The organism is Vogesella sp. EB (genome assembly GCF_001037925.1).
Classification (GTDB): domain Bacteria; phylum Pseudomonadota; class Gammaproteobacteria; order Burkholderiales; family Chromobacteriaceae; genus Vogesella; species Vogesella indigofera.
Genome location: NZ_LFDT01000006.1, coordinates 87,652 through 102,985, shown reverse-complemented (window position 1 = coordinate 102,985; position 15,334 = coordinate 87,652). Strand labels below are relative to the sequence as shown.

The 15,334-nt window shown below is 64.7% G+C and carries 15 protein-coding genes and 1 pseudogene; 7 read left to right on the top strand and 9 right to left on the bottom strand.

All coding sequences use genetic code 11. The annotated features are described in order from the left end of the window. Positions 1-132: 132 nt before the first annotated feature. The 4 genes and pseudogenes from ACG97_RS18235 to ACG97_RS05530 form a co-directional block, all read right to left on the bottom strand. Positions 133-222: pseudogene (locus ACG97_RS18235) on the bottom strand (hypothetical protein); the annotation flags it as partial. Beyond that, positions 192-407 carry a hypothetical protein gene (locus ACG97_RS17995; protein WP_238377262.1) on the bottom strand — a complete coding sequence of 72 codons (216 nt, stop codon included), beginning with the start codon at positions 405-407 and terminating at the stop codon, positions 192-194. The pseudogene ACG97_RS18235 and the gene ACG97_RS17995, both read right to left, overlap by 31 nt. A gap of 150 nt (positions 408-557) precedes the next feature. Then, positions 558-3,221, bottom strand: a complete 2,664-nt coding sequence (locus ACG97_RS18190) for an EAL domain-containing protein (RefSeq protein ID WP_053068077.1) — start codon at positions 3,219-3,221, stop codon at positions 558-560. 29 nt (positions 3,222-3,250) lie between these two features. Further along, positions 3,251-4,036 (bottom strand): ABC transporter substrate-binding protein, encoded by a 786-nt coding sequence (locus ACG97_RS05530; protein WP_082133654.1) that lies wholly within the window; start codon positions 4,034-4,036, stop codon positions 3,251-3,253. Positions 4,037-4,227: 191 nt separating this feature from the next. Between ACG97_RS05530 and ACG97_RS05525 the strand changes: the two genes are divergently transcribed. Then, entirely contained in the window at positions 4,228-4,407 is a 180-nt protein-coding gene (locus ACG97_RS05525) for a hypothetical protein (protein ID WP_047966347.1), read from the top strand. A gap of 161 nt (positions 4,408-4,568) precedes the next feature. Here ACG97_RS05525 and ACG97_RS05520 read toward each other — a convergent pair whose 3' ends face one another. Further along, positions 4,569-5,021 carry an Lrp/AsnC family transcriptional regulator gene (locus ACG97_RS05520; protein ID WP_047966346.1) on the bottom strand — a complete coding sequence of 151 codons (453 nt, stop codon included), beginning with the start codon at positions 5,019-5,021 and terminating at the stop codon, positions 4,569-4,571. Between the two features lie 288 nt (positions 5,022-5,309). Here ACG97_RS05520 and ACG97_RS05515 point away from each other — a divergent pair, with 288 nt between their 5' ends. The 4 genes from ACG97_RS05515 (at position 5,310) to panB (ending at position 7,546) form a co-directional block, all read left to right on the top strand. After that, entirely contained in the window at positions 5,310-5,927 is a 618-nt protein-coding gene (locus tag ACG97_RS05515) for a LysE family translocator (RefSeq protein ID WP_047966345.1), read from the top strand. 130 nt (positions 5,928-6,057) lie between these two features. Then, entirely contained in the window at positions 6,058-6,486 is a 429-nt protein-coding gene (locus ACG97_RS05510) for a PaaI family thioesterase (RefSeq protein WP_047966344.1), read from the top strand. After that, a complete protein-coding gene (locus ACG97_RS17505) occupies positions 6,479-6,619 on the top strand; it encodes a hypothetical protein (protein WP_156167957.1) in 141 nt (46 codons plus the stop codon). Before ACG97_RS05510 ends, ACG97_RS17505 begins: the two co-directional genes overlap by 8 nt. Positions 6,620-6,631: 12 nt before the next feature. Then, positions 6,632-7,546: a 3-methyl-2-oxobutanoate hydroxymethyltransferase gene (gene panB, locus ACG97_RS05505; RefSeq protein ID WP_255348022.1), complete on the top strand. Its 915-nt coding sequence runs from the start codon at positions 6,632-6,634 to the stop codon at positions 7,544-7,546. Between the two features lie 121 nt (positions 7,547-7,667). On the opposite strand, the gene ACG97_RS05500 is transcribed toward panB, so the two are convergent. The 3 genes from ACG97_RS05500 to ACG97_RS05490 all read right to left on the bottom strand — a co-directional run bounded on the left by ACG97_RS05500 (position 7,668) and on the right by ACG97_RS05490 (position 11,680). After that, positions 7,668-9,251: an ABC transporter substrate-binding protein gene (locus tag ACG97_RS05500; protein WP_047966342.1), complete on the bottom strand. Its 1,584-nt coding sequence runs from the start codon at positions 9,249-9,251 to the stop codon at positions 7,668-7,670. A 114-nt stretch (positions 9,252-9,365) separates the two neighbouring features. Then, a complete protein-coding gene (locus ACG97_RS05495; RefSeq protein ID WP_047966341.1) occupies positions 9,366-10,466 on the bottom strand; it encodes a GNAT family N-acetyltransferase in 1,101 nt (366 codons plus the stop codon). Beyond that, entirely contained in the window at positions 10,463-11,680 is a 1,218-nt protein-coding gene (locus ACG97_RS05490; RefSeq protein ID WP_047966340.1) for a DUF3419 family protein, read from the bottom strand. The genes ACG97_RS05495 and ACG97_RS05490 overlap by 4 nt, the downstream gene beginning before the upstream one ends. A gap of 154 nt (positions 11,681-11,834) precedes the next feature. Between ACG97_RS05490 and zigA the strand changes: the two genes are divergently transcribed. Then, the gene (gene zigA, locus ACG97_RS05485; protein ID WP_047966339.1) at positions 11,835-13,061 is read left to right on the top strand and encodes a zinc metallochaperone GTPase ZigA; all 1,227 of its coding nucleotides are present in this window, start codon (positions 11,835-11,837) and stop codon (positions 13,059-13,061) included. Positions 13,062-13,299: 238 nt separating this feature from the next. Next, complete coding sequence (locus tag ACG97_RS05480) at positions 13,300-14,316, top strand: YncE family protein (RefSeq protein ID WP_047966338.1); 1,017 nt, start codon at positions 13,300-13,302, stop codon at positions 14,314-14,316. 96 nt (positions 14,317-14,412) lie between these two features. On the opposite strand, the gene ACG97_RS05475 is transcribed toward ACG97_RS05480, so the two are convergent. Continuing rightward, positions 14,413-15,303 (bottom strand): LysR family transcriptional regulator, encoded by an 891-nt coding sequence (locus ACG97_RS05475; RefSeq protein ID WP_047966337.1) that lies wholly within the window; start codon positions 15,301-15,303, stop codon positions 14,413-14,415. Positions 15,304-15,334 lie beyond the last annotated feature (31 nt).

Sequence of the window (15,334 nt, the reverse complement as noted above, 5' to 3'; positions counted from 1 at the left end):
AACGGAGACAGTCTGAAACCGGTGGCAAGGGGTTTCAGACTGTTGTTGGGAGTCACGAGCGTGCTGCATTTTCTGCCTGTTGCGTACCACGTGCACGACATCGCGCATCCAAACATAGCCGTTATCCTTGGTCAGCGCTCGGTAGTCGGCCTCATGGTCAACCTCGGCTTGAGACTGTGAAATGCAGAAATTCACCACATAGTCGCGATCATCCGGGTGGATGCGTATCGCCCAGTCCTTGGTCGTCTGCCAGCTGCCTGGCTCCAGCCCGGCAATGGCTCGATTTGCAGGCCAATGTAGGCAAATTGCATGGTGGCGCAGTCGATTTTCCAGGGAATGGCCCGGGTCGACTCCAGAAGGGTTTTATAAACCGTGTTGTCGCTACTGAGTTCGCTTACGTCGGTCATGGTGGGCTAACGCCTCCTGGGGCGAGGTGGGTGTAGTGGCGCGCTGGGCGCTTGTGACCGATGCCCTGTTCTGCTTGCTACAGTCAGCCCATTGTGCTGATGATATTCGGCTATTTCAGTGGTGCCGCGTGACGGACAAAGACTGCAGACTCAGGCTTGCAGAAGCGTGGTTTTCATTTGTGTGGTCGGGGTGGCCAGTATTTCCCGCAGTGCTTCAATAGGTTGCGGGCGGCCGAACAGATAACCCTGATAGCAGTGGCAGCCATGCTGCGCCAGGAAAGCATGTTGCTCTTCAGATTCCACGCCCTCGGCCAATACCGTCAGGTTCAGGGAGTTGGCCAGGCTAATCACGGTGCGAACGATGGTGGCATCGTTCTGGTCGCGCAGGACGCCATGAACAAATGACTTGTCGATCTTCAGCTGATCAAGCGGCAACCGTTTCAGGTAGGACAGCGAAGAGTAGCCAGTGCCGAAGTCATCCAGTGCGAAGCGGACGCCCTGCTGGCGCAAGGCCGTCATTTTGTTATTGCTGGCCTGGAAATCGTCTACCAGGCAGCTTTCGGTGATCTCCAGCATCAGCTGGTGCGGATTGGCACCGGTTTGCGTCAGGATGGATTGCACCTGTTCCGCAAAGTCAGGATGGTGCAACTGGCGGGCGCTAATGTTGACCGACATTGTTAGATCAGCGGTAGCCGAGTGCTTGCTCCAGGTAGCCAGCTGATCACAGGCCTGCTCCAGTACCCACAAACCGATGAGAATGATCAGGCCGGTTTCTTCGGCCAGGGTAATGAACTTGTCCGGTGCCAGCATGCCGAGCGTCGGGTGTTGCCAGCGCAACAAGGCTTCGGCGCCGTTGATGGCGCCATGGTGGTTGACCTGCGGCTGGAAGTGGAGCTGTAGCTGCTCCTGTGCTACTGCCTGACGCAAGCCAGACTCAAGACTGGTGCGTTCGCTCAGGCTGCTCTGCATCTGCAAGTCAAAGAAATGCACGGTATTGCGCCCGGCCGCCTTGGCACTGTAAAGCGCCAGGTCGGCGCGCTTCATCAGTTCGTCGCAGTTATGTTGTCCGTCGGCAAACATGGCGACACCTATGCTCGGGGTGGAGTGGTAGGGGTGGCCGGCCAAGTCGTAGGTTTCGTTGAGTGCCCGCCGGCAGCGTTCACCCAGACGTTGTGCATAGCCGGCGGCTTCTCGCTGGTCTTTGCCCAGCCGTAGCAGCAGGATCACGAATTCGTCGCCGCCTAGCCGTGCCACGGTGTCGCCATCCCGGACGCAGTGGCTCAGTCTGCGGCCAACCTCCTGTAGCAACAGGTCACCCATGTCGTGTCCCAGCGTATCGTTGAGGGTCTTGAAATTATCCAGGTCAATGAAGAGCAGCGCGCCTTCGTTACGGCGGCCGACACTGCCCAGTGCCCGTTGCAGGCGCTCCAGAAGCAGGCGGCGGTTGGGTAGCCGGGTTAGCGGGTCATAGAAGGCCAGATTGCGAATTTCGTCCTCGGCCTGTTTGCGTTGGGTGATGTCGGTCAGGGTGGCGACATAGTGGCTGGTGGTGGCCTCGGCGCTCTTTACCGCGGTAATGGTGAGCCATTCGGGGTAGATGTCGCCGTTCTTGCGCCGGTTCCACACTTCACCGCACCAGGAGCCGCTCGCCAGCAGTTGTTGCCACATGCTGATGTAAAACGGTGCCAGATGCTTGCCCGAGCTCAACAGGCGCGGTGTTTGACCAACGGCTTCCTGTTCACTGAAACCGGTGATGCGGGTAAAGGCGCGGTTGACGCGAAGGATCCTGTTGTTGGCATCGGTCACGAAAATGCCTTCCTGCGATTCAAAGGCCACCGCGGCAATGCGCAATTGTTCTTCGTCCTGCTGCCTGATGCGCTCAAGCCGTTCAAATCGCAGGTAATACACGGTCGCCAGTCCCAGCAGTAGCAACAGGGAGAGGCTGACCACCAGCACAGCAATACCGGCCTCATGCTGCCAGCTACTCAGGGCAAACTCCCGGTCTAGCCGCACCACAATGATAAAAGGGTAAGACTTGGAGACCCGATAGGCGGTCAGCGTCCGGTGGCCGTCGGCCAGCATCTCTTCGAAACGGTCGGTGTCGCTATGGGCGAGTCGGCTGTGCAGCATGCTGCTGTAGAGGGGACCAGGAAAGTTGTTGGCGCTCCTGACAAGAACACTGCCGTCATAGCGCAACAGCATTACCTCTCCCTGTGGCGGGGGAATGTGCGAACTGTAAAAATTGAGGAAGTAGTCGGTATTCAACGCGGCGAGGACACCGCGCCAGCTACCGTTTTCCTGCTGCGCATCAAGTGCCAGCGGGATAAAGCTGATGCCACGGCTGTCCTTGCTTCCGGGGCGCGCCTGATCGGCAAAGTCGCGCCCGCCCGTAAGCGGCCCGCTGCGCAGTACGGCAACCGGTTCGGTGCTTTGTGGCATGAAATTGTCACGTGCCACCTGCCGCCCAAGGTTGGCCGCATTGGAACTGAGGACGATGTGTCCGGATGGGCCGCTGATGGCGATAGAGCGCAGATAGGGTGCCTGCTGCAAATAAAACGAGAGTCGCTGGCTGGCGTTGTGGTCGCTGCCGGCCAGCGTGAGCGTGCGCTCCACCACGGTCAGGCTTTGGGTGAGGTGGTCTTCCATAGCGCGTGCCGTCAGGCTGGCCAGCTCAAACTGACGGCTCAGGGTTTCGCTGCGCAGGCGCCACAGCACGGAACATGTCGCAACAGTAATCGCAAGCAGCACCAGCGATATCGCCACACTGAAGACAGTGCGGCGTCTGTCATAGGAGGGGGTGGGTTTGGGGGGCAAAGGACCATCCAGGTTTGAGTAGCGCCGTCTCAACGTTCGGCAATCGGGTCCAGTTTGTGGCGCTTGATCGCCGCAAGTAAGCGTCCGTCGGTCTTGACTGAGTCCAGGAAGGAGGTCACTCGGTTGTACCAGGCGTCATCACCTTTCTGCATGGCGTATGCGTAGTGGGTCAGGTGATAAGTGGCCGGTGGGGGCACCAGTCGTGCCCAGTCTGTCGTTTCCAGCATGCGGCGGCTGAACGGGTAGTCGGTCATGAAGACGTCTGCGCGGCCGGACTCGACTTCCTGTTCTCGTCCTTGCGGCGTGGCGGTGACCAACAAGGTGGCTTGCTTGAGTTTTTCACGCATCACCGGTTCATGCAGCGTGCCCTTGGCTACCGCGACGACCATCCCTGGTTTGTCGATGTCGGCCCAATTCTTGATGCGGCGGTTGCTTTTGGTGGTGATGGCGTAGATGTCGCTACTCAGGTGCGGGCGGGTGAAACGCAGCTTCTCCATGCGTTGCGGGGTGATGCCGATCGCGAACATGGCGATATCGCACTTGTCCTGCTCGATATCGCTGATGAGCGTGGCAAATGAGCTGTCAACGAATTTGACGGCGACCGCAAGGTTCTGCCCCAGCGCGTTGGCCATGTCGATATCGATGCCGGACAATTGCAGTGTTTTCGGATTGCGGTAGGAAATGCCATAGTAATCCGGCCAGATGCAGACCTTGAGCTCATTCGACGCTTTTATTTTTTCCAGATGCCCGGCAAGCGCTGCGGGTGTCAGTAACGAGGCGGCCAGCGCCAGGCCGAGCAGGGTATTTCGCTGCAATGTATTGCTCCTTGTAAGCTGGTTGTGGATGCAGCGGCAATGACTTGCCCTGATGGCGGCGCCGCCATGCCAATCCGGAAGTTGATCAACTGTACGCAATTGGCAGGCGCTGCATTCTGCGATAGATCAAAAGTTGTGTATACACCTGATGCAGTCCGTGACAGACGTGGGTTTCACGCTGGTCCGGCCTGGTGCCAGCCATAGAGGGGGGCAAACGCTTCCCGGCCGACACCGTGCAGTGGCTGCAGACGCATGGCCATGGGGTTCGCGAAACCGACATGACCAGCGGCCTGCAGGCCATCGGCCGCACGGCGGATGGCTACTTCGGCGGCGCCGACCCGCGCCGCGAGGGCGTGGTGATGGGGGAATAGGGCGCCATCCTCGGCAAACGCAGACAAACACGCGGCCAACCTTGGACAAGGTTGGCCGCGTGTTTTTTTAGGCTATTTCAGGCGCTTGCAACCGGCGGCCTTCGCCGCTTCCGACCGCACGGCCACAATGCGAGCGCATTGCCCGGCCTGCTGCGCAGGGCTCACAGCGGCAGCGGGCGGTCCTGAATGACATTCTTCATGACCAGGGTGGAGGTCAGGCGCTGCACGCTGGGCAGGCTGGAAAGGCGTTCATCGTACAGCTGCTGGAAAGCGGGCAGGTCGCGGGTCATGACGTGGAGCAGATAGTCGGGGTCACCAAACAGCCGCTGGGCCTGGATAACCTGCGGAATGGCGAGCAATGACGCCTCGAAGGTCTGCACTGCGTGGTGATCCCCGTCGCGCAGCGTCACAAAAACGAGGGCGGAAAAATTCAGGCCCAGGTTTGCGGGGTCGAGGTGGGCACGGTAGCCCTTGATCGCCCCGGATTGCTCCAGTGCGCGCACCCGGCGATGGCAGGGCGAGACGCTCAGCCCGATGCGGTCGGCCAACTCGGTGACGGAAAGACGCCCGTCGGACTGGAGTTCGGCAAGAATCTTGCAATCAATTTTGTCCATTTAGAAAAATTTTCCAAAAACTGAAGATACATCACAAAAACTTGAGAGCACATTCTAACTTCCAGGGAATATTATTTCCAACAGCAACACGAACTTGGAAACATCTACCTCGCCAAGGTGGCGGAAGGTAGGCGATATGCCTCTGGAGGAGTACGGAATGAAAACACAGCGCGGTCGGCGGCAGCCGGCGGAGACGGATCCGGCTATCGCCGGCCTGGCGTGGTCTGCCAGCCCGGCAGCAATCGAGCTGCGGGCCACAGCCCGGCGGCGGCGTGCGGGAGCCGCAGCATGAGCTATGGCATTTTTGCGGCTTTCTGGGCGGTGTCGATCCTGTTTGTCATCACCCCCGGTGTGGACTGGGCGTATGCGATCTCCGCCGGCATGCGAGGGCGGGTGGTGGTGCCGGCGGTCGCCGGCCTGCTCATCGGCCACCTGCTGGCGACACTGGTGGTGGCGGCCGGCGTGGGCGCACTGGTGGCCGGCCACCCACTGACCCTGACCGCGCTCACCGTCGTCGGCGCCGGCTATCTGCTGTGGGTTGGCATCGGCATGCTGCGCCATCCCGCCGTGCCCAGCGCCGCCGAGATCGCGGAATCCGGTTCATGGGCGCGCTGGACCGTGAAAGGCGTTTGCGTGAGCGGTTTGAATCCCAAGGTATTCCTGCTGTTCCTGGCCTTGCTGCCCCAGTTCACGGACCGCAGCGCGTCGTGGTCGGTGCCGCTGCAGATCGTTGCGCTGGGGCTGGTTCACATCGTCAGTTGCGGCGTGGTCTATCTGCTGGTCGGCTTTGGCGCCGGGGCGGTACTGCAGACCCGCCCGCGGGCGGCGCTGCTCGTCAGCCGCCTGTCCGGTGCCGCGATGATCGTCATCGCTGTGCTGCTGTTTGCCGAGCAGCTCATGCACTGAGCTGGTGCCGGGAAAAATGCGCCACGACACGGCCGGCGACCGGCCGGTATTCCGCCAATGACAAATACAAGCAGGTGCAAGGCTGCTAAATTGCATGACAGCCTCCAACCCTTGCCAAGGTGCCCGCAACATGAATGATCTCCACGAAAGAATTGCTGCCAGTTTCCGCGATCAGGGCCTGATGTCGACACTGGGCGCTACGCTCGCCCATGTCGCCGATGGGGAAGTCCACATCGCCCTGCCTTTTTCCCGCGCGCTGTCGCAACAGCACGGCTATGTGCATGCGGGCGCCATCACCAGCATCGTGGATAGCGCGTGCGGTTATGCCGCGCTGACCAAGGCGGCAGCGGGGTACGAAGTGGTCACTGCCGAATTCAAGATCAACCTGCTCCGGCCCGCACTCGGTGAGCGTTTCGTGGCCATCGGCACGGTCCAGAATGCCGGCAAGCTGCTCACCGTCTGTACCGGCGAAGTGCGCGCCTACCCCGACGGCGGCACCGCGTACAAAGTGGTGGCGCTGATGCAGGCCACCATCGCCAACGTCCGTGCTCATGACTGATCCGGCCAGCGGGCTGCTGGTGCCTGTCAGCGTGTCAGCCGTTGCGCGGCTTCAGCATCAATTATTTTATTTGGCGGCCGGCAGGCTGCATGACCTGCACGGCATGACCTGCGGACGGTTTGCCATGCGCTAAGGAGCTTTCAAGATGCCAGACCATATGCCCCGACCAACCCTCGGCGGCCAGACCGACAGTGCGAATCACGCGACGCCCCCTTACGGCCAACCTCAGGGCGCTGCGGGGCGCAAGCGCAAGCCAGTAACCACCCGGCAGATCGCCGACATGCGGGCCAATGGCGAAAAAATCGCGGTGCTGACCGCCTATGACGCCACCTTTGCCGCCGCCGCCGATTTTGCCGGGGTCGACTGCATCATGGTTGGCGACTCGCTGGGCATGGTGTGTCAAGGCAGAAGCAGTACCGTCGGCGTGTCGCTGGAGAGCATGCTGTATCACACCCAGTGTGTCGCCCAGGGGCTTGTTCGTGCCGAAGGAAGCGCGCTGCTGATTGCCGATCTTCCCTTTGGCAGCTACCAGCACTCGCGTGACCAGGCGATTGGCTCCGCCATTCAGCTGATGCAGGCCGGTGCGCAGATGGTCAAGCTTGAAGGCGGCGGCTGGACCACCGATGTGGTGGCGTTTCTGGTCGAGCGGGGTATTCCGGTCTGCGGCCATCTGGGGCTGACGCCGCAAACCGTGTCGGCACAGGGCGGCTATCGTGTCCAGGGGCGCGAGGAGGCGGCGGCGGAACGAATCCGGACCGAGGCCGCGGCGCTGGACGCCGCCGGGGCGGCGATGATGGTGCTGGAAATGATTCCCGCCCGGCTTGCCGCAACCATTTCCGGTGAGATGAAGTCCTGTGCCACCATCGGCATCGGAGCCGGCAACGGCACTGCCGGCCAGGTGTTGGTGATGCATGACATGCTTGGCCTCAATCTTGGGCGCATGGCGAAGTTCGTGCGGAACTTCCTGCGCGAGGCTGATGATGTGCACGCTGCTTTCGCGGCATACGTCGCGGCCGTCAAAGACGGCTCGTTTCCGGATAACCGGCAGCATGCCTGGTGACGACTGGTATGTGCGCGACTGAGGTACGGGCCTGCCGCTTTTGAAGGGCGCCCCATAAAGTCATGCGGCCAACCTTGTCACCAAGGTTGGCCGCATCCGTTTCAGGCAACGGATAAAACGCTTACTTCAGCATCACCTTGCTGAAATCCACGCGCCCGAACGGGCTGACCTGATAACCGCTGACCTTGTTGCTGGTGATCACCGCGGCGGTCGGGTGGGCCAGTGGCAGCCACAGCGCCTGTTCCTTGATGATCTGCTGCGCGCGGGCGTAGTTGGCGGCGCGCAGTTTCGGGCTGGCGTCGCGGCGGGCGTCGGTGATCAGCTTGTCCAGCTTCGGGTCGCAGTAGCGGGCGAAGTTGGTGCCGGATTGCACCGCGGCGCAGCTGAATTGCGGGGTGAGGAAGTTGTCGGCGTCGCCGTTGTCGCCGGCCCAGCCCATGAACAGCAGGTCGTGCTCGCCGGCCTTGCCGCGCTTGATCAGCTCGCCCCATTCGATGACCTTGATCTCGGTGCGGATGCCGATCTTGGCGAGATCCGCCTGCAGCAGTTCGGCGCCGGCTTTCGGGTTCGGGTTCAGCGTGCTGCCGGTGGGGCGGATCCAGATGCTGGTGTCGAAACCGTTGGGGTGGCCGGCGTCGGCCAGCAGTTTTTTGGCGCGGACGATGTCCTGCGGGTAGTCCTTGATCGCCTTGTTGTAGCCGAAGGTGGACGGCGGGAACGGGTTGCTGGCGGCGATGGCGCTGCCGCCGAACACCGCTTTCAGGTAGCTGGGCTTGTCGAAGGCGAGGTTCACCGCCTGGCGCACGCGCTTGTCGTCAAACGGTTTGTGCTGGCTGTTGAGCGCCACGAAGCCGGTCATGAACGCCGGGGTGGTCAGCACGCGCAGGCGGCTGTCGGCGCTGGCTTCCTGCACGTCCTGCGGTTTCGGGCCGATGGCGATCTGGCATTCGCCGGCCTTCAGTTTTTGCACGCGCACATTGCTGTCGGTGGTGATGGCGTAGGTCAGCCGCTCGGCCGCCGGCTTGCCGCCGAAGTAGGCGGGGTTGGCCGCATAGCGCACCGCGCTGTCCTTGGCAAAGCCCTGCAGCTGGAACGGGCCGGTGCCGACCGGCTGGCTGTTGAGCAGCTCCGGGGTGCCGGCACGCGCCAGTTGCGCCGCGTATTCGGCGGAGTAGATCGAGGCAAAGCCCATCGACAGGGTCGGCAGCAGGGTGGCGTCCGGCTGGTTCAGCTCAAAGCGTACGGTGCGGGCATCGACGCGCACCACGGCCTTGATTAGCTTGTCGAGCTGGAACGATTTGGCGTGCGGGTAGCCGGTGGGCGCGGTCTTGTACCACGGGTGGTTGCTGTCCAGCATGCGCTGGAAGCTGAACACCACGTCGTCGGCATCCAGCGCGCGGGTGGGGTTGAACCAGGCGGTGCGGTGGAAGGCGACCTTGTCACGCAGGGTGAAAGTGATGGACAGGCCGTCCGGCGCCACCGTCCAGCGCGTGGCCAGTGATGGCACCAGCTTGCCCTGGCGGGCGTCGTATTCCACCAGCCGGTTGAACAGCACGTCGGCGCTGGCGTTGGTGGTGGTCAGCGAGTTGTAGCGCACCACGTCGAAGCCTTCCGGGCTGGCGTCGGTGCAGACGGTGAGCGGTTTGGCCAGTGCGGTGGCGGACAGGGCGAGCAGGGACAAGGGCAGCAGGGTGCGCAATTGCATGGTGGGTTCCTTTGTACATAACGGTCATGCCAATGGCGCAGCATAACGTCATTGGCATGAGTTATGCCAATGCTCATTTCAGCTAAGCAAAGTCACAAACCGCCACCACCATGCTCAGCCGTGGCGGCTGAGGATCGGCCCGGCCATGCGCTGCAGGATGCCGGCCAGCGTGCTCAGCGCCAGCCGCTGCCGCCCCGGCAGGTGGGCGCTGAACACCGCGCTGTATTCCAGCGCCGGCACGCCGCCGCGATGCTGCTTGAAGGCGCCGGCACCGGAGCTGTAGTGCAGGCGCAGGCGGCGCGCCTGTGCCTCGCGCAGCAGCAGCGCCATCAGCCGCCGGTACAGCCCCAGCTCCGGCGGTAGTGTGGTGTCGTAGCCCAGCAGCGGCGTGGTCAGCCAGCCGTAGCGCTGATACAGGCCGATGACGCCGACGATGCGGCCGTCCAGCCGCAGCGCGTGCAGCTCCAGGAAGCGTTTGTCGAGGCACAGCGCGAAGAATTCGTCGGTGAAATCCGGGTTCAGTACCGAGTGCTTGTCGATGAACAGCGCGCGAAAGCAGCGCCGCAACGCCGGCAGCTCGTCTGCGGTCAGCGTGTCCGGGCCGCCCAGCTGCAAATCGGGCTGTGCCAGCAGCTTCTGGTCGCGCTTGACGTTGGGGCTTTGCCACACCGCCGGGTCTTGCGGATCGCAGGTGTAGATCTGCCGCGCCGGCAGCAGCGTCCAGCCCTGTGCGGCCAACCTTTGCGCGAGGCCAGGGTTGACCGCGTCGCTGACATTGCGCAGCAGCAGCGGGCTGTCGCAGTGGCGCGCCATCACCGACTCGGTCAGCAGCGACAGGTCGCTGTCCTGCCACTGCGGGTGCAGGTTGGTGGAGATCAGCCAGTTGTTGATCACCGCCGCCTCGTCCAGCCGCGCGGCGGTAATCAGGCCGGATAGCGGCAGGCCGGCGACCTGCGCCAGCGTGCCCAGCGAGCGGCTCTTGCGCTGCGCTTCGTCCTGCGCGTAGCGCAGCCACGCCGAGCGCGCGCTGGCGACGTAGCTGTCCTGCGCGCTAAAGGTGTGCAGGCGGGTGACCGGGATCGGCGGATTGCCGGCGTCGCTGCAGCACACGTCGCAGGCGGCATTGCGCACCCAGTGCTGGCCGCCGTTGAGCCGGGCCTGGCTCAGCCAGCTGGCGTGGCCGTCCAGCAGCAGCGCGGGTTCGAGTAGGGTCATGTTTGCTTGATATAGAGGTGGACGCCGCCGTAGATGGCGGCGCGGTCGCGCCGGTGCAGCGCGCGGTTGTGGTCGGGGTCGGTGCGCCACGCGGCGCGCACCTGCGGCGCCAGTCGTGTTTCCAGCGGCGAGGCGCTGCCGCCGGTGCGGAACACCACGCGCGCGCCGCGGGCGGCGGTGCGGGTCACTTCGCGCCACAGCGCATTGAGCTGGGCATCGTCCATCCAGTCCTGCGCGTCGAGGAACAGGTAGGCGTCCAGCGACTGCGACGGGCGGTTGACAAGGAAATCGGTCAGCGAGCAGTGGTGGCTGTGCAGGCGCGGGCTGTGCTCGCGGATGGCGGCGTAGTGCTGTTGCTGCAGGTACATCGGCAGCGCATTCTGGCGGCCGGTATCGTAGCGGCGGGCAAACGCCTGCTGCGCGTACGGGTTGTCCGCCAGCGGAAAATCGCAGGCCAGGCGGCGCATCCGTTCGCGGAACAGCGCGGGCAGGTCGCCGTCGGCGTCGTGCAGCAGCGCGGCGAACTGTGCCGGCGGAATGCCCATGCTGTACAGCATCGCCGGGCGGCGGGCGAGGAAGCGCAGCAGCGGGTGGTCGAACAGCGGCGCCAGATGGCGATCGAACAGCGCCTGCTGCTCGTCAAGGTTGGCCGCGGTGGCCAGCCGCGACAGGTTGCCGCCCAGCAGCCGCCCCAGGCCGTGCGCGACGCCGATGAAGCGCCCCAGCAGGCCGTGGCGGTAGGCGTGGCGCGCGAACAGGCTGTAGCGCGGCCGGCCACGCCAGTCGGTTTGTTCCCAGTACTGGCGCGCGGCCGGCGGCAGCTGCGGCGCCAGATGCTGGCGGTAGCGCTGCAGGTTGGCCGCATCGTCGGCTCCGCCGAGAAAGGCCAGCAGCGCCGGGTAGTCCGGCAGGGCCTGGAACGCGGCGCGCTTCAGCGCCAGCATCGCCAGATGGCTGGCGTTGAGGTCCACCGCGTGCACCTCTTGCGGCGCGCAGGCGAGGTAGGCCAGCGCATTGCAGCCGCCGGAGGAGATGGTCAGCACCCGCGCACCGGGCTGCAGCGCCAGCGCGTCGATGTCGACCAGCGGGTCTTCCCAGATCTGCGCGTAGACCAGCTGGCTGAACCAGCGCGCGAACAGCCGGTCGCCCAGCGCGCGCGCGCCGGTGCTGCGGCTGTTGTGGACGGCCTTGTTGACCAGGGTATGGGTATGCATATCGCCTCCGGGGTTGTGCATCCCGGCATTGTGGCGGCGGCGGGTGGCAGGCGTGTGACGGACTGATGTCAGTCGCGTGACGCGAAGCCTTAGGCTTGACAGCTGTGTTATAACGTAACTTTGTTGATTGTTACGTTATAACGAAAGGAATGCTGTGCCCCAGCCATCAGACCATCGCCTGCCCGTCACCGTGCTGTCCGGCTTTCTCGGCGCCGGCAAGACCACCTTGCTCAACCACATCCTGCACAACCGCGACGGCCGCCGCGTGGCGGTGATCGTCAACGACATGTCCGAGGTCAACATCGACGCGCAGCTGGTGCGCGACGGTGGCGCCGCGCTCAGTCGCGCCGAGGAAAGACTGGTGGAGATGAGCAACGGCTGCATCTGCTGCACGCTGCGCGAGGACCTGCTGGTCGAGATCCGCCAGCTGGCCGCCGCCGGCCGTTTCGACTACCTGCTGATCGAATCCACCGGCATTGCCGAGCCGCTGCCGGTGGCGGAGACCTTTACCTTCCGCGACGATAACGGCGCCAGCCTGGCCGACATCGCGCGGCTGGACACCATGGTGACGGTGGTGGACGGCTTCAACTTCCTGCGCGACTACGGCTCGCAAGACTTTCTGCACCAGCGTGGCGAAGCGGCGGGCGAAGAGGACGAGCGCACGGTGGTGGACCTGCTGGTGGAACAGGTGGAGTTCTGCGACGTGATCGTGCTCAACAAGACCGACCTGATGTCGGCGGCAGATATTCTGCGTCTGGAAGCCATCCTGGCCACGCTCAACCCGCGTGCGCACATCGTCAACAGCCATTTTGGCCGCGTGCCGCTAGACAGCGTGCTCGACACCGGGCTGTTTGATTTTGACGCCGCGGCCGATGCGCCGGGCTGGCTGCAGGAGCTGCGCGGCGAGCACGTGCCGGAAACCGAAGCCTACGGCATCGGCAGCTTTGTCTACCGCGCGCGCCAGCCGTTTCATCCGCAGCGCCTCTACCACTGGCTGCAGCAAGCGTGGCCGGGCGTGGTGCGCTCCAAGGGCCACTTCTGGCTGGCGACGCGGCCGCTGCTGGTTGGCAGCTGGTCGCAGGCCGGCGCCATGTCGCGCCACGGCCTGGGCGGGTTGTGGTGGGATGCGGTCGATCGCGCCGACTGGCCGGACGACGCGGAAAGTCGCGCGCTGATCGCCAGCCGCTGGCAGGAGCCGTGGGGCGACCGCCAGCAGGAACTGGTGCTGATCGGCATCGACATGGACGTGGCGGCGCTGACGGCGGCCTTCGATGCCTGCCTGCTCAGCGACGCCGAGCTGGCCGCCGGCGCGCCAAGCTGGGCCGGCCTGGCTGACCCGTTTGAACCGTGGGACGACGCCGGCCAGGCGCAAGTGGGTTGAGCGGGGAGGCGGCCAGCGCGCGCCATCCCGTGGCGGGCGGACTGGCGCCGCCTTGCGGCCAACCCTGGCACACTTCCCTCCGCCGTGGCGTGATCGCCTGCCCCAGATCAAGTCGCCGCGCCTGTCCGCGGCATAGCCTGCCTGACAATATCCGGCGCCGGCACCTTTGTCCGGTGATGGCCGTGCCGCGCGAGGCTAATCTGCTCGCCGCGCGGCGGCAATTCTAGGGGAGTGCATCATGCATCGCATTTTAAAGTACGGCCTGCTGGCGGCGTGGCTCACGGTCGGCGGCAGCGCGCTGGCCGCGCCAGGCGGCACGGTGTTTACCGCCAACGAACAGGCGGCGTCGATCAGCCGGGTGCAGCTGGCGGATGGCGCCGCCAGCCACGTTAAGCTCGACATCGCGCCACACAACCTGCAGCTGACGCCGGACGGCAAGCGGCTGCTGGTGGTGGGCGTCAGCGTGCACGCCGGCCACCATGGCAACAGCGCCGACGACGGCCGCCTGCTGGTGTTCGATGTGGCCGACACCGCCGCCCCGGCGTTCAGCCTGGCGGTGGCCGGCCATCCGGCGCACGTGATTACCGACCGCAGCGGCCAGCTGGCCTTTGTCAGCGATGCCGCCAACAACGTGTTGCAAGTATTCGATCTTGCCAGCCGCACCCTGCGTGCGCGCATCGCAACCGGCGCCTATCCGCACGGCCTGCGCCTCAGCCCGGACGGGCAGCAGATCTACGTCGCCAACATGAAGGGCAACAGCGTGTCGGTGATCGATGTCGCCAGCCTGCGCGAGGTGGCGCAGATCGCGGTCGGCCGCGCGCCGGTGCAGGTGGCCTTCCTGCCCGACGGTCGTCACAGCTATGTGTCGCTCAGCGGCGAGAACAAGGTCGCCGTGATCGACGTGGCGCGGCGGCAGCTGCTGGACAAGATCGCGGTCGGCAATACGCCGGTGCAGCTGTTTGCCACCCCGGACGGCAAGTTGCTGTACGTCGCCAATCAGGGCAGCGCGGCGCAGCCGGACGAGCGGGTGTCGGTGATCGATACCGGCCGCGGGCAGGTGACGGCCACGCTGCGCACCGCCGCCGGCGCGCATGGCGTGGTGGTCAGCGCGGATGGCCGCCATGTGTTCGTCAGCAATATGGGCGCCGCCAGTTTCTCGGTGATCGATGTCGCGCAGCAGCAGGTGATCGCCAGCCACGCGGTGCAGGCGGGGCCGAACGGTATCGCCTACGCCGCCGATGCGGCCGGCAACTAGGCGCGGTGCGTGCTTGGATTACGCATGGCCGCGCGCGGTGCACTTTGATGCAGTGCGCGGCAAGCTGGCCAGCGCGGTGACGCCGACAGCGCGCGGCTACCAGCGCAGCGTGGCGAAGCGCGCCACCAGAAAATCCAGCAGCGCGCGTACCGCTGGCGACAGGTGGCGGCGCGACGGGTACAGCGCGTAGATGGTCATCGCTGGCGGCTGCCACGCCGGCAGTACCGCCAGCAGCTCGCCGCGCTGCAGCCAGGGGTTGGCCAGATAGGTCGGCTGCAGGCTGATGCCGCCGTCGGCCAGCGCCGCATGCAGCAGCACGGTGGCGTCGTTGGCGGTGAAGCGGGTGGCCACGTTGACGGTTTCGCGCTGCTCGCCGCGCTGGAAGCGCCAGCTGCTGCGGCCAACGTTGCTGTGCCCCAGGCAGCGGTGGCCGGCCAGCTCGGCCGGCGTTTGCGGCGTGCCGGCGGCCGCCAGATAGCCGGGGCTGGCCACCAGCACCGAGTCGCATACCGCCAGCGGCCGCGCGATCAGCGCCGGGTCCGGCTCGCTGCTGATGCGGATCGCCAGATCGATGCGCGCTTCCACCAGGTTCAAGGTGGCATCGCCGACGTTCAGGTCGATCTTCAGCTGCGGATGCTGCGCCAGAAACTCGGCCAGCGCCGCCGCCAGATGGGCGTGGCCGAAGGACATGCTGCTGGTCAGCCGCAGCTGGCCGCGCAAGCTGCCGTCCGCGGTCGCCACCTCGTCTTCCACCTCCGCCACCAGTGCCAGCAGCTGCTGGCAGCGACGCAGCGCCTGCTCGCCGGCGTCGGTCAGCGTCACGCGCCGGGTGGTGCGTTGCAGCAGCCGCACACCCAGCCATTGCTCCATCTCGGCCACATAGCGGGTCACCATCGCGCGTGACATCTCCAGCCGCTCGGCGCTGGCGCTGAAGCTGCCGCTGGCGGCGACATCGGCGAATACCCGCATCGCGGTGACTCTGTCCATGTTATCTGCTCGATTTATGCAACAAATATGC

Excerpts from the sequence above, each read along its gene's own strand:
- ACG97_RS17995 (WP_238377262.1), bottom strand. The coding sequence starts at position 407 with ATGACCGACGTAAGCGAACTCAGTAGCGACAACACGGTTTATAAAACC.
- ACG97_RS05520 (WP_047966346.1), bottom strand. The coding sequence starts at position 5,021 with ATGGACAAAATTGATTGCAAGATTCTTGCCGAACTCCAGTCCGACGGG.
- ACG97_RS05515 (WP_047966345.1), top strand. The coding sequence starts at position 5,310 with ATGAGCTATGGCATTTTTGCGGCTTTCTGGGCGGTGTCGATCCTGTTT.
- ACG97_RS05510 (WP_047966344.1), top strand. The coding sequence starts at position 6,058 with ATGAATGATCTCCACGAAAGAATTGCTGCCAGTTTCCGCGATCAGGGC.
- ACG97_RS17505 (WP_156167957.1), top strand. The coding sequence starts at position 6,479 with ATGACTGATCCGGCCAGCGGGCTGCTGGTGCCTGTCAGCGTGTCAGCC.
- panB (WP_255348022.1), top strand. The coding sequence starts at position 6,632 with ATGCCAGACCATATGCCCCGACCAACCCTCGGCGGCCAGACCGACAGT.
- ACG97_RS05500 (WP_047966342.1), bottom strand. The coding sequence starts at position 9,251 with ATGCAATTGCGCACCCTGCTGCCCTTGTCCCTGCTCGCCCTGTCCGCC.
- ACG97_RS05495 (WP_047966341.1), bottom strand. The coding sequence starts at position 10,466 with ATGACCCTACTCGAACCCGCGCTGCTGCTGGACGGCCACGCCAGCTGG.
- ACG97_RS05490 (WP_047966340.1), bottom strand. The coding sequence starts at position 11,680 with ATGCATACCCATACCCTGGTCAACAAGGCCGTCCACAACAGCCGCAGC.
- ACG97_RS05480 (WP_047966338.1), top strand. The coding sequence starts at position 13,300 with ATGCATCGCATTTTAAAGTACGGCCTGCTGGCGGCGTGGCTCACGGTC.
- ACG97_RS05475 (WP_047966337.1), bottom strand. The coding sequence starts at position 15,303 with ATGGACAGAGTCACCGCGATGCGGGTATTCGCCGATGTCGCCGCCAGC.